Origin of the sequence: Prevotella disiens (assembly GCF_900454955.1) — a bacterium.
GTDB classification, from domain to species: Bacteria; Bacteroidota; Bacteroidia; order Bacteroidales; family Bacteroidaceae; genus Prevotella; species Prevotella disiens.
The window spans coordinates 199,708-226,037 of record NZ_UGTL01000001.1; the positions used below are offsets into that span (position 1 = coordinate 199,708).

At 39.9% G+C, this 26,330-nt stretch carries 24 protein-coding genes; 13 read left to right on the forward strand and 11 right to left on the reverse strand.

Annotated features, from left to right (window positions below; all coding sequences use genetic code 11):
- Positions 1-91: 91 nt before the first annotated feature.
- The gene (locus DYI03_RS00790; RefSeq protein ID WP_004355939.1) at positions 92-328 is read right to left on the reverse strand and encodes an acyl carrier protein; all 237 of its coding nucleotides are present in this window, start codon (positions 326-328) and stop codon (positions 92-94) included.
- A gap of 894 nt (positions 329-1,222) precedes the next feature.
- On the opposite strand from DYI03_RS00790, the gene DYI03_RS00795 reads away from it, so the two are divergent.
- The 10 genes from DYI03_RS00795 (at position 1,223) to DYI03_RS00840 (ending at position 11,273) form a co-directional block, all read left to right on the forward strand.
- The gene (locus DYI03_RS00795) at positions 1,223-1,735 is read left to right on the forward strand and encodes an RNA polymerase sigma factor (protein WP_004355928.1); all 513 of its coding nucleotides are present in this window, start codon (positions 1,223-1,225) and stop codon (positions 1,733-1,735) included.
- Positions 1,732-2,193: a hypothetical protein gene (locus tag DYI03_RS00800; RefSeq protein ID WP_242401816.1), complete on the forward strand. Its 462-nt coding sequence runs from the start codon at positions 1,732-1,734 to the stop codon at positions 2,191-2,193. The genes DYI03_RS00795 and DYI03_RS00800 overlap by 4 nt, the downstream gene beginning before the upstream one ends.
- 1 nt (position 2,194) lies before the next feature.
- Positions 2,195-2,620 carry a hypothetical protein gene (locus tag DYI03_RS00805; protein ID WP_004355917.1) on the forward strand — a complete coding sequence of 142 codons (426 nt, stop codon included), beginning with the start codon at positions 2,195-2,197 and terminating at the stop codon, positions 2,618-2,620.
- Positions 2,621-2,646: 26 nt separating this feature from the next.
- On the forward strand, positions 2,647-3,483 hold the full coding sequence (locus tag DYI03_RS00810) for a hypothetical protein (protein WP_036869851.1): 837 nt from the start codon (positions 2,647-2,649) through the stop codon (positions 3,481-3,483).
- 240 nt (positions 3,484-3,723) lie between these two features.
- On the forward strand, positions 3,724-4,326 hold the full coding sequence (locus DYI03_RS00815; RefSeq protein ID WP_021668614.1) for a DUF4254 domain-containing protein: 603 nt from the start codon (positions 3,724-3,726) through the stop codon (positions 4,324-4,326).
- A gap of 1 nt (position 4,327) precedes the next feature.
- Complete coding sequence (locus tag DYI03_RS00820) at positions 4,328-5,419, forward strand: glycosyltransferase family 9 protein (RefSeq protein WP_025064560.1); 1,092 nt, start codon at positions 4,328-4,330, stop codon at positions 5,417-5,419.
- Positions 5,403-6,113, forward strand: coding sequence for an ABC transporter ATP-binding protein (locus tag DYI03_RS00825; protein WP_004355914.1), 711 nt, complete (start codon positions 5,403-5,405; stop codon positions 6,111-6,113). The genes DYI03_RS00820 and DYI03_RS00825 overlap by 17 nt, the downstream gene beginning before the upstream one ends.
- Before the next feature lie 284 nt (positions 6,114-6,397).
- Complete coding sequence (locus DYI03_RS00830; RefSeq protein ID WP_021668616.1) at positions 6,398-8,716, forward strand: outer membrane beta-barrel family protein; 2,319 nt, start codon at positions 6,398-6,400, stop codon at positions 8,714-8,716.
- Positions 8,717-8,935: 219 nt separating this feature from the next.
- Positions 8,936-9,976, forward strand: a complete 1,041-nt coding sequence (gene pta / locus DYI03_RS00835) for a phosphate acetyltransferase (protein ID WP_004355980.1) — start codon at positions 8,936-8,938, stop codon at positions 9,974-9,976.
- Between the two features lie 91 nt (positions 9,977-10,067).
- The gene (locus DYI03_RS00840) at positions 10,068-11,273 is read left to right on the forward strand and encodes an acetate/propionate family kinase (RefSeq protein ID WP_021668617.1); all 1,206 of its coding nucleotides are present in this window, start codon (positions 10,068-10,070) and stop codon (positions 11,271-11,273) included.
- Positions 11,274-11,417: 144 nt separating this feature from the next.
- On the opposite strand, the gene DYI03_RS00845 is transcribed toward DYI03_RS00840, so the two are convergent.
- From DYI03_RS00845 to DYI03_RS13825, 4 genes are all read right to left on the reverse strand, one after another.
- On the reverse strand, positions 11,418-12,359 hold the full coding sequence (locus DYI03_RS00845; protein WP_021668618.1) for a tetratricopeptide repeat protein: 942 nt from the start codon (positions 12,357-12,359) through the stop codon (positions 11,418-11,420).
- Between the two features lie 103 nt (positions 12,360-12,462).
- Positions 12,463-13,866, reverse strand: a complete 1,404-nt coding sequence (locus DYI03_RS00850; RefSeq protein WP_025064558.1) for a M56 family metallopeptidase — start codon at positions 13,864-13,866, stop codon at positions 12,463-12,465.
- Between the two features lie 61 nt (positions 13,867-13,927).
- Entirely contained in the window at positions 13,928-14,290 is a 363-nt protein-coding gene (locus DYI03_RS00855; RefSeq protein ID WP_004355922.1) for a BlaI/MecI/CopY family transcriptional regulator, read from the reverse strand.
- 393 nt (positions 14,291-14,683) lie between these two features.
- Positions 14,684-14,815: a hypothetical protein gene (locus DYI03_RS13825; protein WP_259299383.1), complete on the reverse strand. Its 132-nt coding sequence runs from the start codon at positions 14,813-14,815 to the stop codon at positions 14,684-14,686.
- 15 nt (positions 14,816-14,830) lie between these two features.
- Here DYI03_RS13825 and DYI03_RS00860 point away from each other — a divergent pair, with 15 nt between their 5' ends.
- The 3 genes from DYI03_RS00860 to DYI03_RS00870 are packed head-to-tail and all read left to right on the forward strand — an operon-like array spanning position 14,831 to position 17,844.
- Positions 14,831-16,060: a site-specific integrase gene (locus tag DYI03_RS00860; protein ID WP_025064557.1), complete on the forward strand. Its 1,230-nt coding sequence runs from the start codon at positions 14,831-14,833 to the stop codon at positions 16,058-16,060.
- A gap of 51 nt (positions 16,061-16,111) precedes the next feature.
- Positions 16,112-17,431 carry a site-specific integrase gene (locus DYI03_RS00865; RefSeq protein ID WP_115367862.1) on the forward strand — a complete coding sequence of 440 codons (1,320 nt, stop codon included), beginning with the start codon at positions 16,112-16,114 and terminating at the stop codon, positions 17,429-17,431.
- Positions 17,428-17,844, forward strand: coding sequence for a hypothetical protein (locus tag DYI03_RS00870; protein WP_021668629.1), 417 nt, complete (start codon positions 17,428-17,430; stop codon positions 17,842-17,844). Before DYI03_RS00865 ends, DYI03_RS00870 begins: the two co-directional genes overlap by 4 nt.
- An 18-nt stretch (positions 17,845-17,862) precedes the next feature.
- On the opposite strand, the gene DYI03_RS00875 is transcribed toward DYI03_RS00870, so the two are convergent.
- The 6 genes from DYI03_RS00875 to DYI03_RS00900 all read right to left on the reverse strand — a co-directional run bounded on the left by DYI03_RS00875 (position 17,863) and on the right by DYI03_RS00900 (position 26,304).
- Positions 17,863-19,392: an IS5 family transposase gene (locus tag DYI03_RS00875; RefSeq protein WP_115367863.1), complete on the reverse strand. Its 1,530-nt coding sequence runs from the start codon at positions 19,390-19,392 to the stop codon at positions 17,863-17,865.
- A 284-nt stretch (positions 19,393-19,676) separates the two neighbouring features.
- Positions 19,677-20,003: a hypothetical protein gene (locus DYI03_RS00880; protein WP_025064780.1), complete on the reverse strand. Its 327-nt coding sequence runs from the start codon at positions 20,001-20,003 to the stop codon at positions 19,677-19,679.
- Between the two features lie 38 nt (positions 20,004-20,041).
- Complete coding sequence (locus DYI03_RS00885; protein ID WP_025877949.1) at positions 20,042-20,509, reverse strand: hypothetical protein; 468 nt, start codon at positions 20,507-20,509, stop codon at positions 20,042-20,044.
- A 13-nt stretch (positions 20,510-20,522) separates the two neighbouring features.
- Entirely contained in the window at positions 20,523-22,736 is a 2,214-nt protein-coding gene (locus DYI03_RS00890; protein WP_231728370.1) for a peptidase domain-containing ABC transporter, read from the reverse strand.
- Complete coding sequence (locus DYI03_RS00895; RefSeq protein WP_021670370.1) at positions 22,733-25,033, reverse strand: outer membrane beta-barrel protein; 2,301 nt, start codon at positions 25,031-25,033, stop codon at positions 22,733-22,735. Before DYI03_RS00895 ends, DYI03_RS00890 begins: the two co-directional genes overlap by 4 nt.
- A complete protein-coding gene (locus DYI03_RS00900) occupies positions 25,024-26,304 on the reverse strand; it encodes a radical SAM protein (RefSeq protein WP_021670371.1) in 1,281 nt (426 codons plus the stop codon). The genes DYI03_RS00895 and DYI03_RS00900 overlap by 10 nt, the downstream gene beginning before the upstream one ends.
- Between the last annotated feature and the right edge of the window lie 26 nt (positions 26,305-26,330).

Genomic DNA, 26,330 nt, shown 5'->3' on the forward strand with positions numbered 1-26,330 from the left:
ATTCTGAATGTTGAAACCTAAGTAAGAATAAGTAATTGCTTTAAGAATAATTGCGGTAGGAGTAATACTCCTTCCACAATTATATGTCTTCTTACTTAGCGTTCTCTTCGATATAAGCAATAGCGTCGCCTACAGTAGCGATTTTTTCTGCCTTATCGTCTGGAATAGAAATACCAAATTCTTTTTCAAATTCCATGATAAGTTCTACAGTATCCAATGAATCGGCACCAAGGTCGTTTGTGAAACTTGCTTCTGCCTTTACTTCTGCCTCGTCAACACCGAGCTTATCTACGATAATTGCTTTTACCTTTGATTCAATTTCTGACATAATTATAAGTTTTTAATGTTTTAATAATAACTTTCAATTTCTAAAATCGGCTGCAAAGGAAAGATTTTTTTTCCATGTACGCAAATATTTTAGTCAAAAATATGCTCTTTATTGCACAAACTATATGCGATTGTGCAAGAAAAATGCTACTTTTTCTATTATATTGCGATAAATCAAGTCATTATGACACATTGTTAGAAGATTACTTTTACGGAGAAAAAATAAAATAATCATCGTTACACGAAAAGAAAGTGCGTAAGAGAATTGCAAAAATATTTATATTTCTTATTCAAATAGCACCGACTTTTTGACCAATCTTGTATTTATATGAAAATCAACGCATTAGGAATAGTATTTTCAAACCTATTGTTTCGCACTCGAAAACAATAGGTTTTGAAGCTCAAAAGAGCCTGTTTTGAACGCCAAAACAATAGGTTTTAAAAATCGACTAAATAGGGACTGTTCTAAATTCCATAAAGTAAAGGAATAAATTAAGTTTTTATTGCATATTATTTTTATAGGTGGATTCTAAAAATTACCACCGCAAGAAATATACTTAGGAAATGGGTTTCGTTTTGTTTTTCTTTGGTTTCTTTTTGGTTCAAATCGCCAATTCGTGCGGTTGCATAGCTCGCTATGCGCCCTTACTCATTGACAATTTGCTCACAAAAAGAAAAGCAAATTAAAACAAAGCTAATTTTTAGAACCCACCTATAAAGAATTATTTTTTAATTTCAACTTTTTCAGTACGCATTCAAAGAAATTCACTTATAATAGTCAAGTATAAGTCTTATCAAAAAGATGAATAAGAGGTAACGATTAGATTTTTAAGTAAAAAAATTAATAGTTATATGTCACAAAAATCAATTTCATTCGTTAAACTATTGAACAACGATGGAAATAGAACAATTCAACCGAATAGTTACGAACCTGCAAGCATCACTGCTCAGACAGGCAAGAACATTAGAAGGAGGAGACGCCGATGCCAATGATTTTGTGCAAGAAACGTTCCTTCGACTATGGACTATGCGTGAACGATTGGATAAACATCAGAACATAGAGGCTTTGGCTATGGCTACTTTAAAGCATATTGCAATAGACCATTGGAGGCATCGCCGCTATTATGAATGCAATAAAGGGGAGCAAACGCAAGACCTTATCATTGAGAAAGACTATTTAGCAGCAAAAGATGAAATGGCTTTCATTGGAATGATAGTGGAGCATCTTCCTCCATTGCAACAACAAATCTTCCGCTTAAAGGATATAGATGGATACGAAAATGAGGAAATAACGAAAATTTGTGGCTGCACTGTGGAAGCAGTAAGACAGAATTTATCTCGCGCTCGCCGCCGCATTCAGAAAGAATATGTAAGATTAACGATAGAAAGGAATAAGTTATGCAAATGAAAGATATAAGACAATTGGTTGAAAAATATTTCGATGGCACTACAACTGTGGCAGAAGAGCAACAATTGCGTGACTTCTTTATTCAAGATGCGTTAATATTGCCCGAAGATTTAAAGCCTTTAAAAGCTTTATTCGCTTGGGAAAAGCAGCAAAAAATAGTTTCAGAATTATCATCAAACTCGGTAATTGAGAAATCTTCTAAGCAACAACGAAGTAAACTTTCTCAAAAAATTATTATGCTAATTTCTATAGCAGCGATATTTATGGTCGTTGTATTGATGATACGGCAAGTGAAATTAGGACAGTATAATGATTATGGTGTGATAAATGGTGAACGTACCACAAACAAAGAAATATTACATCGTGAAGCCGAAGCAGCGTTAGATATTGTCTCAAACGATGGAGATAAAGATTTTGATGCACTTTTATTAATAGGAGAAAATAGTAATGAAAAGTAAAATGAAAAGTATTTTTCTTATTATAGCCTTTCTTTTGTGTCAATTACCAATAAAAGCACAAAAGGATTTGCAGGTGGGAGCAGCCTTTGAACGATTTGGACGAGAGAAAGGTTGTAAGATGGTTGTGCTGAATAACACCACTTTGCGAGGCTATAAATTACAGGTTTATAAATCATTAACCTATAAACGCATAGGCAATAGAATAAAACCTTATTTGCAAGGCGATAGAAAAAAAGCAAAGAAAATTAGAGAAATAATCGAAAATGGAAGTATAACAAGTGGGTATTACATGCTCCCTCCTTTATCTTCGAGCATCAATCGGTATATTCTTTTTTCGAATAGAGATGATGGAGGTGGGGCTTTGATATACATAGAAGGTGCGCTTGGACCTGACGATATACTCAAACTTTGCTATATAAAGCGTTAAAAAATAAAATGTATAAACTGAAAATTATGAAAAATCTATTATTAGCTCTATCATTTATGGCAGTTGTTCCAGGAATAGCTGCTGAAAAGAACGATACAACCTTTCAGTATCGTGATAAACAAATCGTAGTAAAAATCGATAGTGTGGAAACCAAAATAGTTTTGTTAGACAAAAATGGAAACGAATACACAAAAACAAAAGAAGAAAGTTATGTAGACGGACAAGAAGTAGAGCGTATCTTTGTGTCATCGCCTTTTGTACCAATAAAAAAGAAGAGCGGACACACATTCTATGGGCATTTTGCAGATTTCTTTATAGGACAAAATTTGTTGAATGGAGGCAGCGAAATGCATAGTAGAGACGCTAAATCGTTAGAATGGGGCGTAACAGTATTTGATATTGGTTTAGGATTAACAAAGTCTGATGCCTTTGGCTTAATGTCAGCACTACAAGTGGGTTTTGTTCATAATCATTTTAATACGGATTATGTCCTTAATAATATTGGTGATAAAACTATAATGGTGAAGAATGATACTACGGGAGTGAAAACAAGCTTCTTGAAATATACATATTGGAAGATACCTTTGATATTCGAATGGAAAAAAAAATTTGCTAAACGTGATGCTTTTATTGGAATAGGTGTATCTATGGAATGGCGTACAAATATAAAAAGTAAATACAGAATAGGCGATAAACGTTATACGGTAAGCAGGGAATTGAATGTAAATCCTATTGGTATAGACCTTGAAGGCTACATTGGCTTTGCTGGATTCAATATATTTGCTCACTATGGACTAACCAAAATGTTTAAAGATGGTCCCACTTGCCACCCTATTGGGTTAGGAGTTGGATTTACATTTTAGTGCTTCTTAATTCCTCATCTATAATAAATACGTGGGCAACAATGAGTTGTCCACGATTTTATTATATCTATTTTCTCCAACCAAAAAGAACAAAAAAGGACTAAACTTTTGTTTTTAGAGTAGCTAACTTTTCATAGAAAGTTTTTATTCAAACTTATATATTCTTCATTTCCCTTGCCTTTCGTTTGTGTATCTGATTTATTTCGAGTATATTTGCACAAAAATTAAAATCATAAGAATATGTCATTTACAGAACATTGTAATGAGATTTTTGGTCAAGCTATCCGTGATTACCACATTAAGGATAATGTTGATACACCTATTAGTAATCCATACGAACGAGAATCTATTGAAAATCGTTTGTATTTGAAATGCTGGATTGACACCGTTCAGTGGCATTTTGAAGACTTAATCCGCGACCCTCACATCAAACCAGAGGACGGAATGCAACTAAAACGCCGCATCGACCGCTCTAATCAAGACAGAACTGACTTGGTGGAACAGATTGATTCTTATTTCCGTCAGCTCTATTCTGATGTGAAAATATTAGACGATGCGACGATAAACACCGAAAGTCCAGCATGGGCAGTAGACCGTTTATCGATTCTTGCACTCAAGATTTACCACATGAAAGAGCAGGCTGAGCGCACTGATGCAACGGCTGACCACATTGAAAAGTGCAAGAATAAATTGGCAATTCTCCTTGAACAACAAGTTGATTTAGGCTCGGCTATCGACCAATTGCTTGAGGATATTAAGACAGGACGCAAGTATATGAAGGTATATAGGCAAATGAAAATGTACAACGACCCTGCCACTAATCCTGTACTTTACAAGAAATAGATTGAGGACAGACCACATTATTATAATCCGATTCTCTGCTATTGGCGATGTCGCTATGGCAGTTCCCGTTATTTACTCATTGGCTACGCAATATCCAAAGGTGCGTATCAGTGTCTTATCGCGTCCGTTTGCTCGTCCATTCTTTGCTTATATGCCCAAGAATGTAGACTTTATGGAAGCCGATTTGAAGGGAGAATACGTTGGAATAAAGGGTCTAAACAAATTATACGGCAGACTGTTGGCGAAACAACCAACAGCCATTGCCGATTTCCACAATGTGTTACGCACAAAATTTATACGCAATCGATTCAAATTACACGGCTATAAAGTCGCTACAATCGACAAACATAAGGCAGAAAAGCGTAAACTTTGTAGGAAATCAAATAAGGTAATGGAACAGCAACCCACCTCATTCCAAAATTATGCCGATGTACTTGCTCGGTTGGGTTATCCTATTAAGATTGATTTTACAACTCTTTTTCAGAACGGAGAAAACATTCTTTCGTCTTTAACAAGTATTGGCGAGAAACCAAACAACGAACAATGGTTTGGCATTGCGCCCTTTGCTGCGCACGAAGGCAAGATGTATCCGAAAGAAAAAATGGAGGAAGTAATCCAACTTTTGCAAGATTCTAAACGCCCATTGCGCCTCTTTCTTTTCGGTGGAGGGAAAGAAGAAAAGGAAATTTTAAGCCAGTGGGCAGCGAAATATCCTATTTGTACTTGCGCATTTGAAAAGCTTAACGGACTCAATGAAGAACTTATTTTGATGAGCCACCTTGACCTTATGCTTTCAATGGATAGTGCTAACATGCACTTAGCTTCACTTGTTGGAACTCGTGTGGTTAGCATTTGGGGCGCAACTCACCCATTTTGCGGTTTCCTCGGGTGGAAACAAAGCGAAAAAGACGTTATTCAAAACGAAAATCTTACTTGTCGCCCTTGTTCAGTGTATGGAAATAAACCTTGTTACAGACAAGATTTTGCTTGTATGAATAGTATTGAGCCACAAACCATCGTTCATCATTTGCTTGAACAGACTATCCCTACTAATCCTCTCAATACTTCTGAAACCAATGAAAATAAGTCTTGAAGAATTATCAGTTGGTTATAAAGGTTTTGCTCCTGTGGTTTCCGATATTAATGTTGAAATTCATAGTGGTAAACTCACTTGTTTGATAGGTTCAAATGGTATAGGAAAGTCTACTTTACTGAAAACTTTGACGGGTTTTTTGCCTAAAATTAGCGGTCGTTTACTCTTAGATGGTCGTGATATTGACTCGCTTACTCAACGCGAACGAGCAAAATATATCAGCATTGTCTTGACTTATAAGACCGATGTTCAAAACCTTAATGTTGCCGAAATGGTGGGAATGGGTCGCATGCCCTACACTGGTTTCTGGGGAAAGCTAAACGCTGACGACCAAAAGGTGGTTAATGAAGCCATCAACTTGGTAGGAGTAGAGCATTTACGCCACCGTATGGTGCAAACTTTGTCGGACGGAGAACGCCAAAAGGTGATGATTGCCAAAGCCCTTGCCCAGCAAACTCCCGTTATTTTATTAGATGAACCCACTTCTTTCCTTGATTTTCCTTCGAAAGTAGAGATGCTCCAGCTGCTCCATCGTTTGGCAAAAGAAACCGATAAGGTAGTCTTTCTTTCTACCCACGACCTTGAATTAGCCCTCCGCATTGCCGACACACTCGTGGAATTGAACAAAAATGGGCTGCATATCGTTGAGGCTCCCGATGTTCAAAAAAGCATTAACACCTTGTTAGGCGAATGATTTTTACAGTTGTAAAAAAAAGAAGGTAACCCAAAACAGGCTATTTTGTAGCGCAAAACCTATTGTTTTGCATTCTAAAATAGGCACTTTTAATTTTTAAACAATAGGTGGAAAAACTGAAACCTGCCCTCCCACGAAACATGAACCGCTATTTTACTCTGAACAAAATTACTACACAAAAGTGTAAAAAATGAACAAAAAGAAGAAAATAAATTCGTTTTTTTTTATAAGAAAAAGTTCTTTTCTTACCTTTGTTGGCACTAATATATTAAGCATAAACAATTATGAAGAAATTTTACATGGTGCTAACCATGCTTTTGTTATTTGCAAACATGGCAAAAGCGCAGCAAACCATTCGAGGTTGGATAGTAGACGAACAGCGTTCACCTATTGAGTATGCCAATATTATTGCGCTTTCGGTGCGCGACTCTTCGCTCGTTACGGGTGCTATCACCGATAACACGGGCGCATTCCAACTCTCTGTACCCAACGATGCAAAGGTATTTTTGCGCATTTCGGGCGTAGGCTATACTCAAAGCAATATTTCTCTGCCCCTCACTACCGACACTTTGCAGTTGAAAGCAGAAGCAAAGACGATGGAAGGTATCACCATTACAGCACAACGCCCCAAAATGGCTATTCGCAACGATGCCCTTGTTACTACTATCATTGGTTCTTCATTAGCTAAAGCAGGTTCGGGAAACGATGTCTTAAAACGCATTCCGCTGCTTTCGGGCAAAGATGGCAACTATTCTGTGGTGGGTAAAGGTTCGGCTGTTATCTACATTAACAACAGAAGAGTCAACGATGCCACGGAATTGGAGCGTTTGAACTCATCGGATATTAAAGATGTAGAAGTAGTTACCAATCCTGGTGCGCGCTATGATGCTTCGGTGCGTGCCGTTATTCGTATTCACACTGTGAAACGGGCGGGCGATGGCTTTGGTTTCGATGCTCGTTCGTCGGTTTACTATTGGGAAAACTGGGACACAGAGAACCAACTGAACGCATACTATCGCCACAAAGGATTGGAAATAACGGCTGGAACGGGTTACTATATTGACAATGGTATCAATAATCAAACAACCATAAATGAGGTGCAAATTGCCAATTTGTGGGAAAACAGATGGAATAGTGAGAGCAAATCCCGCAGTACGAACAATAATTATACACTTTCAGCAGCCTACGAAATAAACCAAAACCATGCTGTGGGAGCAAGATTTTTCACAAATTTGGTGGTTGGCAAAAACGACAATCATGGTGTTTTCTCAACTGATATTTTGAAAAACAATATACTTTACGACCACATTGAATCGCAAATACAAGGCAAAGCAAGTGCCATTCCTAACAAAAGTTTGTCGGCTTACTATGTCGGAAAAGTTGGAAAATTGGGCATTGACTTCAATACCGACTATTATTATGGAAGAGAAACCGACAAAAAAATAACCACCGAGCAAAGCAAAAACTATGAAAACCGCACGGTTACAACAGTAGGACAGCACGCCAACCAGCTATTTGCTACCAAGTTGGTGCTTTCACACCCACTGCTTGGCGGAAATCTTTCGGTAGGAAATGAGAACACTTACACCAACCACGAGCAAACTTTCAACAACGAAGAAGGCTTTGTAGCCAATGCAACATCAAGCATTAAGGAGCGTAACAATGCGGTATTTATGGAGTATAGTCGCATGACATCTATCGGACAACTCATGGCAGGACTTCGCTACGAACACGTTAATTCCGATTACTACGACCAAGGCGTTTATAGCCCAGACCATAGCCGCACTTACAACCAATGGTTTCCATCGTTCAGCTTTGCTACACAAATTAAAAAAGTGAATTTACAACTCGCTTATTCGGCAAAAACACGTCGCCCATCATACAATCAGTTGGGCAACAATGTTTCGTATGTGAACCGTTTTACACGCCAGAGCGGCAACCCAACATTGAAACCAACCACATTGCACGACCTTTCGTTGGTTACAAATTGGAAAATCCTTACCCTTGTTGCCAATTACACTGAGACGCACAACCAAATTATGTATTGGAACGAGCAAGACCCTAACGATGAGAATATTACAACATTACGTTATCGCAATTTAGATAAATTACCAAAAATTTCTTTAAGCCTTACTGCATCACCAACCATAGGCATTTGGTCGCCACAACTCACATTGTTCTACCAAAAGCAGTGGTTTGACATTGAGCGTTTGGGCAGAAAATTCGATTTAAGCAAACCTATTTGGGGCATACAAATGAACAATTCGTTTGAATTTAAGCACAATTGGACAGTAGAATCCTTCATGCAATTCAATTCGAAGGGTATAACAGAAAATACAGAACTTATCAGCAATTGCTTTAATTTCAATTGTTCGGTGCGCAAAACCTTCTTGAACGATAGACTTTCCGTTACTGTTGGTGTAGACGATTTGTTCAATCGAGGATCGCAACAAGTTATTCTCTACACAAATACACTGAAAACAACGGTTCATCAAGAGTTCGATTCACGACAAGCATACGTTACTTTGCGCTACAAATTCAACACAGCACGCAGTAAATACAAAGGAACGGGTGCAGGAAAGAACGAGCGCAGCCGCTTCTAAAAGAGCTTGAAAAGAATAGTAAAAAGTCCATGTTTCGCCTTGTTTGAAGGCAAAATATGGATTTTTTGCGTTAAAGTTACTAACATTATTTAACTTGTTAAAATGCCACCATGTATTAATAAGGTGTAAAAAATCAGCTTATTTTTGGTTTTATAGGGCTAAATTGCTATCTTTGCATTTCAAAATAGACATCTAACAAATAAAATATTAACATCTACTATGGATTTATTAAAGCAAATTGTTGCTCGTGCTAAAGCCAACAAGCAACGCATTGTACTTCCTGAAGCTGAGGAAGAGAGAACTCTGAAAGCCGCTGACAAAGTATTAGCCGACGACATTGCAGAATTAATTCTTATTGGTAACCCTGACAACATCAAGAAATTGGCAGCTGATTGGGGCTTAAAAAACATTGATAAGGCTACTATCGTAGACCCAGAAAACAACCCACGCAGTGAAGAATATGCTGCAAAACTTACTGAACTCCGCCAAAAGAAAGGCATGACCATAGAAAAGGCACGCGAGTTGGTAAAGAATAATCTCTATTTGGGTTGTATGATTATAAAAATGGAAGGTGCTGACGGACAAATTTCAGGTGCACTTTCAACTACAGGCGACACACTTCGCCCAGCATTACAAATTATTAAATGCGCACCAGGTATTAGCGTTGTAAGTGGCGCAATGCTTGTTTTGACCCACGAAGCACAATATGGCGAAAACGGCGTAGTAGTAATGGGCGACGTTGCCGTTACTCCAAATCCAACCGCAGAGCAATTGGCTCAAATCGCATACACCACCGCAGCAACTGCAAAGAGTGTAGCTGGCTTTAAAGCTCCACATGTTGCAATGCTCAGTTTCTCTACAAAGGGGTCAGCAAAAGACGCTATTGACAAGGAAACAGGCAAGAGTGTTTACATCATTGACAAGGTGATTGAAGCAACAAAGATTGCAAAAGAACGCTACCCAGAACTTGAAGTAGACGGCGAAATGCAGGCTGACGCAGCACTTGACCCAACTGTTGCAAAAAAGAAAGCACCAGGTTCAGACATCGCTGGCAAGGCAAACGTATTGGTTGTGCCTAACCTCGAAGTTGGAAACATTGGCTACAAGTTAGTTCAACGCCTCGGTGGCGCAACAGCAATTGGTCCTATTCTCCAAGGTATTGCACGTCCTGTAAACGACCTTTCTCGTGGTTGCTCAGTAGACGACATCTATTATATGGTGGCTATTACCGCTTGTCAAGCACAAGACGCTAAGGCTTAAAACATTGTAGGGGCGTAATTTGGTTGCAAACATAGTGGTTTTAAATTGCGTTCCTATGCTTAAAAAATAAACAGAAAACAAAAATTACATCATGAAGATATTAGTTTTAAACTGCGGAAGTAGCTCTATCAAGTACAAATTGTACGATATGGCTGACGAAAGTGTGCTTGCACAGGGTGGTGCAGAGCGTATTGGCTTGGACGAAGCATTCGTAAAAGTAACAATGAAAGATGGTAGCAAAGAGAAAGTTATGCACGATATGCCTGACCATAAAGAAGGTGTTAAGTTCGTGTTCGACCTCTTGCTCGACCCAAAATATGGCGCATTAAAGAGCCTTGACGAAATTGATGCAGTGGGACACCGCATTGTGCAAGGTGGCGACTTGTTTGAAAAGAGTTGCATTGTAACCGAAGAAGTGGAAAAAGGTATTGAAAGTTTGATAGACCTTGCACCAGTTCACAACCTCGGACACTTACGCGGTTTGAAAGCGGTTGATGCTTTAATGCCTCACACTCCACAAGTAACCGTATTCGACAATGCTTTCCATAGCACAATGCCTCCTCACGCTTTCCTCTATGCTGTGCCTTACGAAATGTATGAGAAGTACCACGTTCGTCGTTACGGATTCCACGGAACAAGCCACCGCTATGTTTCTAAGCGTGCATGCGAGTTCTTGGGCGTAGATTATAAGAGCCAAAAAATTATTACTTGCCACATTGGTAACGGTGCTTCAATGGCTGCTATCAAGAACGGAAAGGTAATTGATACCTCAATGGGCTTGACTCCGTTGGCAGGTATGATGATGGGTTCACGTTGTGGCGACATTGACGCTTCAGCTGTTACCTACATGATGGAGAAACTTGGTAAAACGCCACAAGAGATGGCTGACTACTTGAACAAAGAAAGCGGTGTACTCGGTATTACAGGCATTAGCTCTGATATGCGTGACATAGAAGCTGCAGAAGCAGCTGGTAACGAGCGTGCTATTCTTGCTTTAAAAATGTATTCTTACCGCATTAAGAAATACATCGGTGCTTACGCAGCTGCAATGGGTGGCGTAGACATGATTATTTGGACAGCTGGTGTAGGCGAAAATCAAACTAGTCTTCGTATGGATTCTTGCGAAGGACTTGAATTCCTCGGCATTAAGATGGATAAAGAAAAGAACAATTGCCGTGGTGTTGAGCATGTAATTTCAGCTGACGACTCTAAGGTGAAGGTTCTTTTAATTCCTACCGATGAAGAAATTGTAATTGCTCGCGATACACAAGAGCTTGTTATGGAGGCTAAGAAGTAATTTTAGCCCAAAGTAACAGAATATAAAAAAATAAAAAGTGGACAACTCTCAAACGGAGTTATCCACTTTTTTTATTGTCCTTTCCACTTGAATTAGTCTTTTTAATGGCAGAAGAATTGCTGCAAATAGGTGTGTGAACAAGACTTATAGACTTTTCTTGAGATTTATTCTCTTCTGTTCCAATTCTTTATCGTCTACATAAGCAAGTGCATATCCCCAATAAAGATAGGCAGCCTTTAAATCTTGTTGTTTAAGTTTTGCCTCTCCTATATTTTTGTAGATTACAAACATGATGGGTTTGCTGGGTTCGTATAGCTTAGCTGCCGTCTGTAGATAGTTGATAGCCTCATCATAATGATTCAATTGGTTTTCAACAACTCCCAATCTATAAAAACCAACAGGCAATTTTGGATTTAAAGCCACTGCTTTTTTAAAGTAAAAAGCTGCCGAATCAAGTTTGTTTAAATATTCAAATGCCCCTGCCGTATAATAAAAAGCGTTGTAACTGGCTTCGTCCATTTCCATAATGTCCTTGTAAATGTTGATACATTTCTCATATTTTTGGGCAAGAAAATAGGCTTCTCCCAATGCTTTGTTCACTTCAACATTGGTAGAATCGAGTTTATAATAACGCTCTCCATAGAGCACAGATAAAAATGGCGCATCGTCATTATCCTCTTGAGATAAGAAAACTTGTATAAGGTCGGCAAGAATATGCCCATCCATTGGAAATTTTTCAAGAAGTTTCTTTCCCCAATAGGTCTGTTCTTCAGTCTTTTTCATTGCGCCTTGTGCGTAATACATTTCGCGTAAAGCATCGTGCGTCAAGCTATCTTCTGGAATTTTTTGCAGCAAATCAATACATTTTTTATAGGCTGTGCGAAGATAATAACAATTGGCAAGTTTCATTTTTATGGTGTTATTATCGTTCATAGCTTGTGCTTGCTGATAAAAATCTAAGGCATGAAAATAATCATACGCCTTTACACAACTGTCGCCTTGTGCTATTAGTTGCTGATTTCTTTGTGCAAAAGCTGGCATACAGGCTACTATGAAAATAAAAATGAAGATTTTTAACTTTTTCATCGTGATTATTTTTGATGAACACCTATGGTGAATATCGTAAAACCATAGGCGTTCTGTTGTGTTTCAAGTCTTTTCTTGATTTACCTTGCTTGCTTTTTATAACTTACAAGTGAATTTCAATTACTTCCTTTTCTTTTTTCGTTGCCTTTCTAGCCTCTTTTTTGCTTAATTTGAAACTTACAGGAAGGATAAAATTGGTTTCTATTGCTTTGCCATTTTCTATGGCTGGTTTCCATTTTGGCATAGAAGAAATCATGCGAAGGGCTTCTTTATCGAGTGCAGGACTCACTCCTTTTGCCACTTTTGGGTTATTAACGCTGCCATCGGCTGCTATTGTAAAAGCAACAATAACGTTTCCTTCTTCGTTTTTCTTTACTGATTCATCAGGATACTTTACATTTTGCATTAACCAAACATTGATATTACCACCAAATTGAGGCATTTGGTAATCACTTTTTTTATTTTTTGCCGCTTTCTTTACCACCTTCTTAGGGTTCGGAACATTGGTTTGGAGGTTTGTTTCGGCTATATTCTGCGTAATGACTAACGCCTTATCTGCTTTGGATTCAGTAGGTTGGTTCATTTTTATAGCTTGATTGCTCAGCACAGAAACTTCTTTTTGGGCTACATTAGAAACGGCTCGTGCTACACTTTCAATATTGCTGACCACCAATAGGGCTGCCGTCATGGGAACAATCAAGGCATATTTTGCCTTTCCTATGCTTTTTGTTCTTTTCTTGTTCATCATCTTGATTCTTTTTTTAAGAGGTAAAACATTAAAATTATTTGATATTGTAGCTACGTTCTTCTTATATGTCAAGCCGAGCAAATGATATTGATACTGCTTACTATCGGAACCACATTCCAATACTCTATTATCGGCAAGATATTCTAAATTCAATCTAACTTCACGCCTTAGCAACCATGCGAACGGATTTACCCAAAATAGGATTGTAAACAGCTCAGTTACAATAATATCTATGGAATGCTTTTGCTGGCAATGGGCTGCTTCGTGGGTTATAATTTCGTCTAATTCTTGAATTTTATGTTTGGTAGGATTAACGAAAATCCAATTAAAAAACGAGAAAGGACTCTCTATTTTCTCTAAGATATAAACACTCTTCCCATTGATAAGCTTTGTTTTACAACGATTTTTCAGCTTCACAATGCTCACAATTTGCCATGCGAAACGTGCCAAAAGTATTGAAACGACTATGGCATAGATTAGGACATAAACAAAATCCCACGAACTGGCTCCGCTATCTTTAATTCCTATGGTTACCGTTGGCAATACATTGGTTGCATAATGGGTCGCCATGGACGTGAGTTCTTCGTTACTTGTTACCCAATAAGACAGATTTAACCCTGGCACAGCAATGGAAATAACAATGATTCCCAGCAATGTTATTCTTCTAAAAAGGAAGAATGTATCGCCCGAGAAGATGAGTTTGTAAAATCCCAAAAGGACGATGAGGGCAATATTTATTTTCAATAGATAGAGTAACATCATTATTTTTTTAATTTTTGAGCGAGGAAAGCGTAAGACTTATTTATCTTTTGAAGCCTTTTTAGGCTTTTCCCTTTTCTATTTCTTCAATAATTTCTTTCAATTCGTCAGGCGAAATCTTGTCTTCTTTGGCGAAAAATGAAACCATTTCGCGGAAAGAATTCTTGAAATAATTGCCTACAAACCCCTTCATAAAGTCGGCTTTATACTCCGTTTTCGCTATTTTCGGACTATAATGGTAGGTCAAACCTTTTTGTTTTGCGTTTAAAAAACCTTTCCGTTTCAAGTTGTTTATAACAGAAGCCAAGGTAGTATAAGGTGGTTTTGGGTCGTCCAATTCGTTCAAAACCTCCTTAGTCGTGCAATCTTCTAAACGCCAAATGTGCAGCATTACTTCTTCTTCTGTTTTGGTTAGTTTTTCCATTCTACTTTCATTTCTTGTTATTTCTATTCGCAAAGTTACGAGAATTTCGTAATACATACAAATACTAATAGTTAATAAATACTAATAAGTCTATTTTTAAGCTTTGGATAATAGTTTAATACGATTATTTCGTAATACGAATATTATAGGATTTAAAATAGCTTTGTTAGATTTTCAACCTCTTTTACCTACCTATAAAAAATAAAAATAGGCTCTTTTGCACCTCAAAACAGCCTATTTTAATGCTGCAACTAATCAACGAAAATGAAGAAATATCGAAGTTGGTGTAAACTGACTGATAATGAGAAGGAAACGGAATAATTTGCATAGAACTTCCTTTTTCAAAAAGGGCAGGTATACGCAGATTTAGGCAGAAGTTCAGTTACTAAACCGTTACCCGATTTTGCCATAGGTAACGATGGAGTAATTTTCGGTAACTGAGTTATTTTCGCTCGTGTGGCTGTTGCTACGGTCGGCAGTTTTCTGCATAAGTGATGAACGCTTTGAAATTGGTATTTTTGCCACAAAACATCAAAGCGTATGAAAACAGAAATAATGAAGGTGTTGCTCTACCTCAAAAAGAGCGGTCTGGACAAGTCGGGTAAAGCACCGATTATGGGACGGATAACCATTGGGCGTTCCATCGCCCAGTTCAGTTGCAAGCTCTCCTGCAATCCTGACTTGTGGAATCCCCGTGAGAGCAGAATGGACGGAAAAAGTCGTGAGGCGGTGGAAGTGAATGGCAGGTTGGAGAACTTGCTGCTGTCCATCCAGTCAGCCTATCAGTCTTTGCTTGCAAGAGGTTGCCCATTTGACGCAACCGACGTGAAGGAACAGTTCCAAGGCAGTGTACAGATACGGTGCATGCTCATCGAAAGACTTGATATGCTCATCAAAGAGAAAGAAAGTCATATAGGTATAGACATCAGAAAAGAGTCAATGGCAAGCTATCACTCCACGAGAATCCACTTGCAGGAGTTCATCCAAAAGAAGTATAAGGTTTCTGACTTAGCCCTCTCACAACTGACAGAGAACTTCATCCATGAGTTTCAGCAGTACTTCTTGGGAGAGTGTGGATTTCAGGAGAGCTCATTCTACAATGTCGCCACCCATTTGAAAACAGTTTGCAGGCAGGCTTACCGTGAGGGGTTGGCAGACATCCTGCTTTTTGACAAAGTCAAAATCAGCAAGGGCGATAAGAAACTCCCAAAGGCACTTGACAGACGTTCACTTGACAAACTAATGAATACCCACTTCGGAGAGTTGGAGGAAGAAATGGAAACAGCAAGGGATTTGTTTGTTTTTGCCTGTCATACAGGTGTAGCCTATTGTGATTTAATGGGATTAAGTAAGACACATCTTGTCCGTGATGATGAGGAAAATCTTTGGATGAAGTTCAATAGGAAGAAGACAGGTGTACTTTGCCGTATTAAGTTGTTGCCTGAAGCGATTAGGATAATAGAGAAGTATCGAGGCGAAGAAAGGGAAAGACTGCTGCCACAGATGAAGTATGCCACCTATCAGTCGTATCTTAAAGCATTGCGCCTTAGAGAGGATATAGCCTTTCCCTTTACCACGCATACGGCAAGACACACCTTTGCCACACTTATCACGCTTGAGCAAGGAGTACCTATTGAAACGGTGAGCAAGATGCTCGGACATAGCAACGTAAGCATGACCGAGCGTTATGCAAAGGTAACGCCACAGAAACTCTTTGAGGAATTTGACCGTTTCCTTTCTTTCACTGAAGATATGCAGTTAACAATCTGATTACTTTTTTTTCTATCTTATCATTACTTATAATTCAAGATCACCAAGACAATGAGAAGTACATTCAAGATACTATTCTATATCAACAGACAGAAGACCAAGGCAGACGGCAATACCGCCATTCTCTGCCGTATCACCATCGACGGAAAGAATGCTGCCATTACCACAGGAGAAGAGTGTAAAGTCTCCGAGTGGAACACCAAGCAGGGTTTGACAACTAACAGGAAGACCAATCACAGAATCAATGAGTTCAGGGATTTAGTGGAAAAGACCTATCGGGATATTCTTGTAAAGGATGGAGTGGTAAGTGTGGAGCTTGTAAAGAACCGCTTACAGGGTATTGCCACCAATCCGACCACGCTCCTTGCCATGAGCAGGGCCGAACTGCAAACAGTCAAGGAAAGTGTTGGCAGATCAAGGGCAGAGGGAACTTATCTGAACCTGTTCTATTCTAACAGAAATCTCCGTGAATTTGTAGAAAACAAGGGAATGCAGGACATACCCATCGGAATAATTACAGAGGACTTGTTCGAGGAATACCGCTTCTTTCTCAAAAAGCGTGGACTGAAAGCATCTACCGTCAACAGCAACCTCTGCTGGCTGAGCCGACTAATGTTCCGTGCAGTCAGCAAGAGGATTATCCGCTGCAATCCGTTTGAGAATGCCAAGTATGAGAAAGAGGAAAAGAAGATACGCTTTCTGCAAAAGAGCGATGTAATGAAACTTATGTCAATGAGGATGAATGACAAGGAAACAGAGTTAGCAAGACAGATGTTCATCTTTTCCTGCTTCACAGGACTGGCAATCTCGGATATGGAAAATTTGGAATACAAGCATATCCAAACGACAGCGGATGGACAGATGTATATAAGAAAGAAACGTCAGAAGACCAAGGTTGAGTTCATCGTGCCGTTACATCCCATAGCGGAAGCCATCATCAGTCATTGCCGGAAAGAGCCGGAAAGAAGCGAGGAACAGCAGACGGTGAAAGAAAAAGATGATCACCTTGTCTTTCACCGTGATTGCAGCCGTAGTGTCATGGATACCAAGCTGAGCATCGTGGGAAAGGCTTGTGGTATTCGCCAAAGACTTTCCTTTCACATGGCAAGACATACATTTGGCACGATGAGTCTGAGCGCAGGTATCCCCATTGAAAGTATAGCCAAGATGATGGGACATGCCTCCATATCAAGCACTCAAGTTTATGCGCAGGTGACGGATAGTAAGATTTCGGAGGACATGGACAGGCTTATTGCCAGGTACAAGGCAAAGGACAAAAATACCGTAAATATAGATGTGGAAGCAGCAACGGACACAAAGACAATCCCATTGGTTGTCAATTCAAATGGCAGAAAGGAGGAAACGGCATGAATACAAGCTATAAATCAAAAACAAAGACCAGCACGGAGAATCAGCGCAGCATCTTTGATTGGGGCAGCAATATGCAGATTGTCCATAGGGGAAACGGGGACATTGCCATGACGGAGGGAGAAATTACAAGGTTCTTCGGAGTAACGTGGAGCAAACTCAACCACAGACTGCAAACGATAATAAGATCTTTCAGCCTGCATCCCGAAGAAAGAGTTTCAGACGAGGAAGAAGTCGTTATCAATGGACGGTTCAAAGGTTATGTACCGCTCTATCCACTTCCTATGATTATCGCCTTATCTTTCCTGTTGGACAGCACGGAAGCACATTTGTTCAGAAAGTACGTCTGTCAGAAGTTGCAGAAACCAGCATTCATGATAACACCGATATTCCTGATAGGTAATACTGACAACTAATTAGGGTCTGCTGAATTATTATCTCTTCACAGACAGAGGGTAGCAGACGTAGCCCCTCATAGTGACGATAATGATGAAAAACCACCAGATTTCGGTCAGGGCAAGACAAAGTTCCCTGAGGAACTTCATCACGTTTTTAACGAAGTAGCACATTCCTGTCCAGCATCGTGCTGTATCTGGAAGCTTGGCTCTTATGTCATTGGCTCGATAGATTCTCTTGCCAGTACCGAATGAGCATTCGATTTCATTGCGCTCCCCGATGGCTTTGGCCATTCTGGATTTCATCTCATCTGAAGGAGGATCCTTCGGTGGTCGCCCTAACGGTTTGCAGTATGAATGGATTTCAAAATCCTCAAGTATATCTCGGTTTGACCTGTTTAGGTAAATCTTATCCGCAAGGATGGTGGCCGGAAGATAGCCGAAGCGTTCTTTGAAAAGTTGAATCTGTAGCAAGAGATCCTGGCTCTCGTTGTAGGCATCCCAGCTGTGGTGGTCGATGAACGTATAGCCCTCGACTATGCTTGCACCTATCTTGGCCCCGAACTCAGTCCTTGCCTTAGCCTTTCCACGGACAATGGCACGGACGTGTGGCTGAAAGATGCTCAGTATGCGGTCTGCACAAGTATGAGTCTTTGACCTGTACATCTCCTCCTGCTGATGGTACATCGTGAGGATTGCAGTCAAGGTGCGTTTCTCATATAGGAATAGGCTCTCGTAGTACGTCTTGTTCTTTGCAAGCAAGTCCATTAAGATGCGGATGTCCTTGCGCAAGTAGTTGAGCATCACCCCGATAGTATCACGCACCATCTTGCCTTTCTTCTTGGCTTTCTTGACAAGCTGAAGGTATGCCTGACGTGCATGCTTGTAGTTCGTGCGTGGCTTGTGCAGCTCAAACATCTCGCACACCTTTATAATATAGTCGGTAACCTTGCGGCAACCATCATGTATTATATCAACGTCAACAGGATAACGCATCTCTGCATCGGCACAGGTAGCATCAATCTTCAGCACTCCCTTGTGCTCGCGACCTTTTGAGTCGGTGAAGGAAGCGGCATTCGGATTCTCTGGTTTCGGAGCCGGCGGGTCCTCATCATTCCTCTTCGCCTCTTCTTCTTCACGCTTGCGTTTCTCTTCAAGAAGACGCCTCTGCTTGTCGAGAAGCTTGACTGTCATCTTGTTGAGTTCTTCCTCTGAGATTCGCTTGCGTATCGTGACGAATAGGCTCGGGTCGAATATAGGCTTGTCGGTGAACTCATGCAATCCACAAAAGTACTGCATGTAGGGACTCTCTCTGATAATCTCGATGGTCTCGGCATCACTCAGGTTTAGTTTGTGCTTGATAATCATTGCGCCGAGAATCATGCGTGCCGGCTTGTTCCCTGCACCTTTCTTCTGATTGTCCAACCTTGAGTTGTATTCCTTCTCAAGTTCTGTCCATGGAAGAAGGTTTCCGAGAGCCACCCATCGGTTTGTCTTGTCCAACTCATCAAGGGATGAGCGGAGCAAACCGAGGTCAAGTTGCTTGTATTTTGGAGCGTAAAACTTCATCTTGCTATGGATTTAACTATATAAAGGTACGATTTTCTAGTTAAACAAACAAAGAAATAAAGTTATATAAACTTAAATATCAGAGAGTTATAAATTATTCAGTAAACACTAATTATTTGTATTTATTTTCCTTTTTCTTTCACCGACCATATCTTACTACATGACTACAATAAGGGATAATGCGGTGAAAGAAAAAGGATTATTCCGTAGTTGGTTGGAAATTTGATTATTACTACCATGCAACTACAGACAACATTTTTTTAATATTAAGAGACTTTTGATATTTAATCTATAATTTCAAAGGAATCAATTTCGTCCTCAAAATATTTTAGCAAAATCTCTGTAAATCGACCTGTTAGATACGGAATAATATCATTGCAAGATTTAGTATGATTTTGCCAACATAAGATATGACAACTCATTTCATTTCCGTTACTCGCTAATTTGACTAATCCCTCGTGTCTCCATTGTTCAGAATGAACTAAGACGTCTTCGTTCTCACTTGTTTTCATAACTGACCAAGTTTGTAGTTCATTTTGATTTGCCATCCTGAAAATTTTATTTTCCAAGGTAGAGGCATAACCACTTTGAGTTTTAATTTTAATTTTCATTTTCGTAAACATTTAGTTTATAATTATTTATTATTAATCTATAGTCCGATAATATGCTGAAATATAGTTTCATTACTAATAAGTATGAAGGCATTTCCCGACATTTTACGAAATATTCTATAGCCAGATCCATAAAGTGATACATGGGCATGGAAAAAATTCTCACTTTTAAAAAGGACGGGTATTTTGGAAATTTCTATGATTCCTCCTGTCCTATAATTATAGGTGCTTGCAGGGTAACCATCAAATTCTATTCTCACTTTATAGCCTTTCTTTATTTCATTAATATATCTGTATGGAACAGATATCGTGACGTTTCCTGCATCCACGGCAACAGCCTTGCAGACTACCGTCTCAGGGTAAGGTATAAAGTAGGATGCTGCAAAAAGTCCAATCACTATGATGGCTATCACCAGTATTCCATACCTAACTAACGAGTTAGGCACTTCACTTATGATGTGCCTAACTTTCTCACTCCTCAATTCTATATTATCAACTTCTTTCATAATCTTTTCTATTTTAATTACCCAGTTCAAGTTGATTCTTCACGAGGTTATAGTATGCACCTCGATTTGCTGTAAGTGTTTCGTGGTTGCCAATTTCTACCATCCTGCCTTTATCCAATACCACAATCTGATCAGCATTCTTTACCGTACTTAGTCGGTGTGCCACGATAACCACCGTCTTGCCTTTGTAGAACTCATCAAGATGTTCTACTATCATGCGCTCATTGTTGGCGTCAAGCGAGTTGGTGGCTTCGTCAAGGAAGATATAGTCGGGGTTCTTATATACGGCTCTTGCTATCAAGATACGCTGTTTCTGTCCTTGGCTCAAGCCTACACCATCGCGACCTATCTTGGTGTTGTATTTTAAGGGAAGTCCCATTACATAATCGTGAATACAGGCTATCTCGGCTGCCCTCTGCAAACGCTCCTTGTCTATCTCGCCATCATCTACGGCAATATTCCTCGCTATACTCTCGGAGAATATCACACCGTCTTGCATCACCACACCACATTGTCTGCGCCACCACTTCTTGTTGAGTGTATTTACATCAGTTCCGCCAATAGTTATTCGACCGCCCAATACGGGATAATAGCCTAACATTAGCTTGATGAGCGTTGTCTTACCGCTACCCGACGCTCCGACAATGGCTGTTACTTTGCCTTTAGGGATTGCGAGACTTACATCATCAATGATGGCTTTCAGTGCGTGAGGGTCGTATTTGAAGTTTACGTTTTCAAGGTCTATGCCTTTGTTTTCTTCTTTCACAGAAGTTTCCAATCCTTGCTTTCCGTTCTCATCGTCCATACGGTGGATTTCGTTGATACGTTCAAGGCTTATCTTTACATCTTGCACGGAGTAGAAGAAACTCATCAACTGCTCAACTGGCGAGTTGAGTTGCCCTATGATGTACTGCACGGCGAGCATCATGCCCAGCGTTAGTTGTCCGTGAATAACGGCTGTTGCTGCCACCACGGTGATGACGATGTTTTTCAGTTCGTTGATGAATATGCTGCCTGCCTCCTGTGTCTGCTGAAGCTTCAACGATTTCATCTGCACTCCGAAGAGGTCGGCTTGCACATCCTCCCATTCCCAGCGACGGCGCTGTTCGCAGTCTTGGAGTTTTATCTCCTGCATGGAGGTGATAAACTCGTAGGTCTTGTTGTTGTTGATGGCTTGCTGCTCGAAAAGTTCGTAGTCGAGAACCTTTCTGCGCCTTAGGAAGAGCGCAAGCCAACCGCCATAAAGCAGACTGCCGAGCATGAAGATGACGAATATGAGCCAGTTGTATGAAAGCAGCACGATGCTGAACACCACGAAGGTGAAGAGCGAGAACACGATGTTTAAAGTTTGCTGTGTCAGAAACGAGTTCACACGGCTGTGGTCGCCCATGCGCTGCATGAGGTCGCCCATCAGCTTGGTGTCGAAGAACGACATCGGCAGCTTGAGCAGCTTGATGAAGAAGTCGCTCACAAGCGAAATATTGATGCGCATGGAGATATGCAGCAAGAGCCATCGACGGATGAAGTCAATGGCGGTGCGGCTCACCGTGAGCATCAGTTGTCCGAGAAGTATCAGCCAGATAAAACTGATATTCTGATTCTTGATGCCCACATCGACGATGGCCTGTGTGAGGAATGGCAGGATGAGTTGCAAAAGGCTTCCCACCAATAGTCCCAAGACAATCTGACCGAAATACTTGCGGTATTGCTTGATATAACCAAAGAGGAATTTAAACGACCGTTCCTCTTTGGTGCTGTCTTCTATCTTATTTTCGTAAAATGCAGGCATTGGCTCTAAGAACATCGCAATACCTTTTTCCTCACCGCCCGACTGCGTGCTGATCCAGTGTTTCTTAAACTCCTCAAGTTCGTATTTCACAAGTCCTTTTCCGGGGTCTGCAATGTAAAACGTCTTGCTTTTCTTGACTTTGTAGAGTACCACGAAATGGTTTTGATTCCAATGGAGGATGCAAGGGAACGGACTGCCTTGTACAAGTCTTTTTACTCCCAAGCACCCAGCCACAGTGTCAAATCCTATCTTTTTGGCAGCTCTATCAACTCCAAGTAAGGAAATTCCGTTTTTACCAGATGGGCAGTTTCTTCGTATCCGTTCAATATCGGGATGCTGTTTGTAGTATGTGGCTATCATCGCCAAACATGTAGGACCACAGTCCATTGCATCTCTCTGATGACTGAAAATAATTCTTTTCTTGCCCAATGACATCATAAAGTTGGTGTTTCTCTGGAGGTTGAGTTCACTATATTGTTTTTTTGTCGCTTTATCTTCTCGCCAGCGGAGAAGTTCCACGAGACAGACAGTTTCACTCTTGTCAAGGGCGATACATCAATGCGTTTCATTTCTATGTTGCCTGTCTTGAAGGTTATTTCGTTGTCGCTGTGCAAGATGTTGCTTAGCATAAGATTTATGTTCATCCGATTATTGAAGAGTATCGTATAGGCACCCAAATCAACTCCATATCTGGTTCCTGTCCTGTAGCTCAGTCGTTCCCGTGGTGTCTCACCGTTGAAGGAAAGCATCAGGCCGAGGTTCTCCCTCAGTTCCACTTGCTGGTCCAGACTCCATCCGAAGGTAAGTTTTCTGACTTTCAACTCCGGCATGGATTCATAGTTGTGGCTTGTGTATATGAGGTTGTTGGTATTCCAACACTTTAGAAGCCTATTTGTATAGGATACGGAAAGATAGTTCCGCAGCAGTTTTCCCACGTTATCGGGCTGTGTATATACCACTTCGGGATTTTGTTCGTCCTGATGTGCCATGATGTGGATGATGTCCTTTCCTGTTTTCAGTCGATAGGTTACCGTCCAGCGTGGGTTCACGTAATAGTTCAACTCCGCAGTGTGATAACTTTCTACTTTTAGTTTTTGGTTTCCTATGCTGTAGAGTTTTTCGTTCTGATAGATAGCCAGTGGGCTGTAATATCCATAACTGGGCAGCGAATAGTCTTTCTTGTATGCCAGTGTCAGGAATGACTTGTTTTTGGAATTGAGTACAAATTGAAACTGCACGTTAGTATCTACAACCTTAAAATCTACTTCATAGTTGGCTTCAGGATTGAGCCGGTCCTTATACCGCATATTCGTTACGAGATATTCTGCTCCTGCTTGCACATAAATTTTCTTGCCTAACATCCGTCCGTATTCTATCCACGGCGAACTGTCTCCTCCCGATAATCTGAAATCCTGTTTTTTTATTCCTTTGAGCAGTGGGTTGTTAATTCCGGCAGTCTGGTTGTTGTCTGCCACTCTGCTGAATCGGAACCCGCCGCTCAGACTGCTTCCGTCCTTGAAGTTAATTTCCAAATGCGGATCTACCGTTATGTAGTCCAGCTTCTGACCAAGATTGGTGTTGTCTTCCTGATTCCTGAAATAGGTTTCATCGGTATTGGTTTTCTGTCTGGAGTATTCCACCTTTGTCGAGAAGTATGAGCCGTCGCCCACCAGCAATCCCAGCTTGTAGTAAAGGCCGGCATTGATCTCATAGAATTTCATTTCATCGTTGTTCCTGAATCCCACTTGGCCGTTTGTAATATTCACCAAATCTATTTTATCGTTTACGCAGTAGAACCCTCCGTAGAGGTTCAGTGATTGTCTGGAGCTCAATTTATAGGCCAGACCGATGTTCTCCATCAAGGCCGCCTCTTTCTTTTTTGAGTCAGAGTGCCTGTGTTCTGTGTGGTTTGGATAGGTGTCGGTCCTGTCATATCGTGTCCTGTATGTTCCCATTCCCCCCTTGATGTTGTTGTAGAGGGTGAACTTTCCTTTTTGGTACTGTATTGCCGAAGAGAGTCTTAAATCTACCAGTCCCACCTTGTCGGCCTGTATGACGGCTTCGACGTTTCCTATGAGTCCTTCCTGCTCTTTGAGAGTGACCTTGACGATGCCTCCTTTGGCATTCTTCCCATGTGAGATTCTTGCATTTGAGGTAATCTCCACTTTCTTTACCATCGATGCGGGAATAGCCTGCAATTCAGACGTGGAGATGAGCCTGTCGCCGAGGTATATCTGAGTGCCGTCTTTTCCGTTCACCAGAATATCATTGTTGATCACTTGTATGCCTTGAACGTATCTCAGTGCCTCCATGATGTTCTTTCCTTCGGCTATCGGGTTGCCCTGCATCCTGACGCTGAGCACTCCTGATGGTTTCCTCGTGGAATAGGCTCCGAGCACGACCACCTCAGAGAGCTCCGTCTGATTCTCTTCCAGCGTAATCTTCATTTCGCCTTCAGTGGCCCTCTCTTGTCGAGTCGTGTAGCCCACACAGCTGAATACCAGATAAGCAGGGGCTGGAATGCTGTCGAACGCAAACTGTCCGTTCTCGTCTGTGAGCTTTCCTGTGATAAATGTAGAATCCGTAAGATTTCTTACCGTCACGTTAATATACTCCAAGGGTGTCCCGTTTCTATTCACAACGTAGCCAAAAATTCTCTTTTCGCTGCCCTGTCCGTAAACGCTTATCTGTCCCAGTAGGGATAACACGAAGAGCAAAATTATTTTCAATCGCATAGTGATATTATTTTCTGACTTATAAAAGTGTTGATATTTTTGTTAATAAGTTCCTTGCAACAGGAATGATTCGACCGTTCAATTTTTTTCTGTAAGCACGATGTCGCAAACATACAACTGGGTAGAATATTACATTTTAGGCATACTTCATTAATAAAAGGGGCTGGCTCGGTGATATATTTATAATATAATCCATTTGGGAGGAATTTTCCATTTGGGAGAATTTTTCCTATTGAATATTGTTTGTCAAAATCCCTTGCAGTGCATTTATATACAGATAGATCATAGTTTATTACATATTGGTCTGCGTTTTCAGTATAACATGATAAACAGCGATTCCTGAGTATATTATTCGGAATAACATATCCCTTTTTTAGTGCTTCTTGACAAAACTCTTGGATATTTTTACTTAAATCCATTACCTTATCTGATTCTTGCCAAACGATGTGTGGTGATACTTTGATTTTATGCCTAATATGATAATCAAAGTTATCAAGAATAGATGTTAACGTATGTATGTTTTCGGGCGTATAATTGATTCTAAGTTCAATGTTTATGTTTTCTACTTTATCACAAAGTAGATGTATATTTGAAACAATTTTATCGTAAGAATTTTTTATATTATTAGAAAATCTTGTCTTGTTGTGTAATTCTTTACCACCATCTAACGTTATTTGAAATTGCGACAATCCTATTTCATTAATTTTCACTACGTTGTCTTCATTAATAAGGCTTCCGTTAGTTGTCGTCATACTATACAACGTTATATTATTTTTTTTGCACCAAGATATAAGATGTTTTGAAAATGGATAAATAATATTGTTAAAACACAACATCGGCTCTCCACCAAACCAATCAAGGATAATTGCCTTTTTTGATTTTGAGATGGTTTCCTGTTTTATAAATTTCAATATTGAACTTATCCCATCTTTGCTAATTTTAGAGGGCTTGTGATTTTCATAACAATACCAACACTGGAAATTACAATTTAATGTAGGTAATATCGTAATACGTATAGAATCAGAATTATATCTACAATGTAAATTTGCAGCTTTAATCGCATCACTTTCCTCTATCGATTCATCTATTAATACGAAAGCATTTTCAAGATATTGCTTCGTTTCAGAAGGAATAATATCTAAATTTGATGTTGTTAATGCATTATACATCTCTTCGTCAATTTCCAATAATGCTTTGCTAAGTTGATGATATAAATATAATTTCCCATTTTGTCTATGAAAAATTGTATATCTACTTACCTTTATAGCCATATAATTTTAAGTTTTGAGAGAACGAG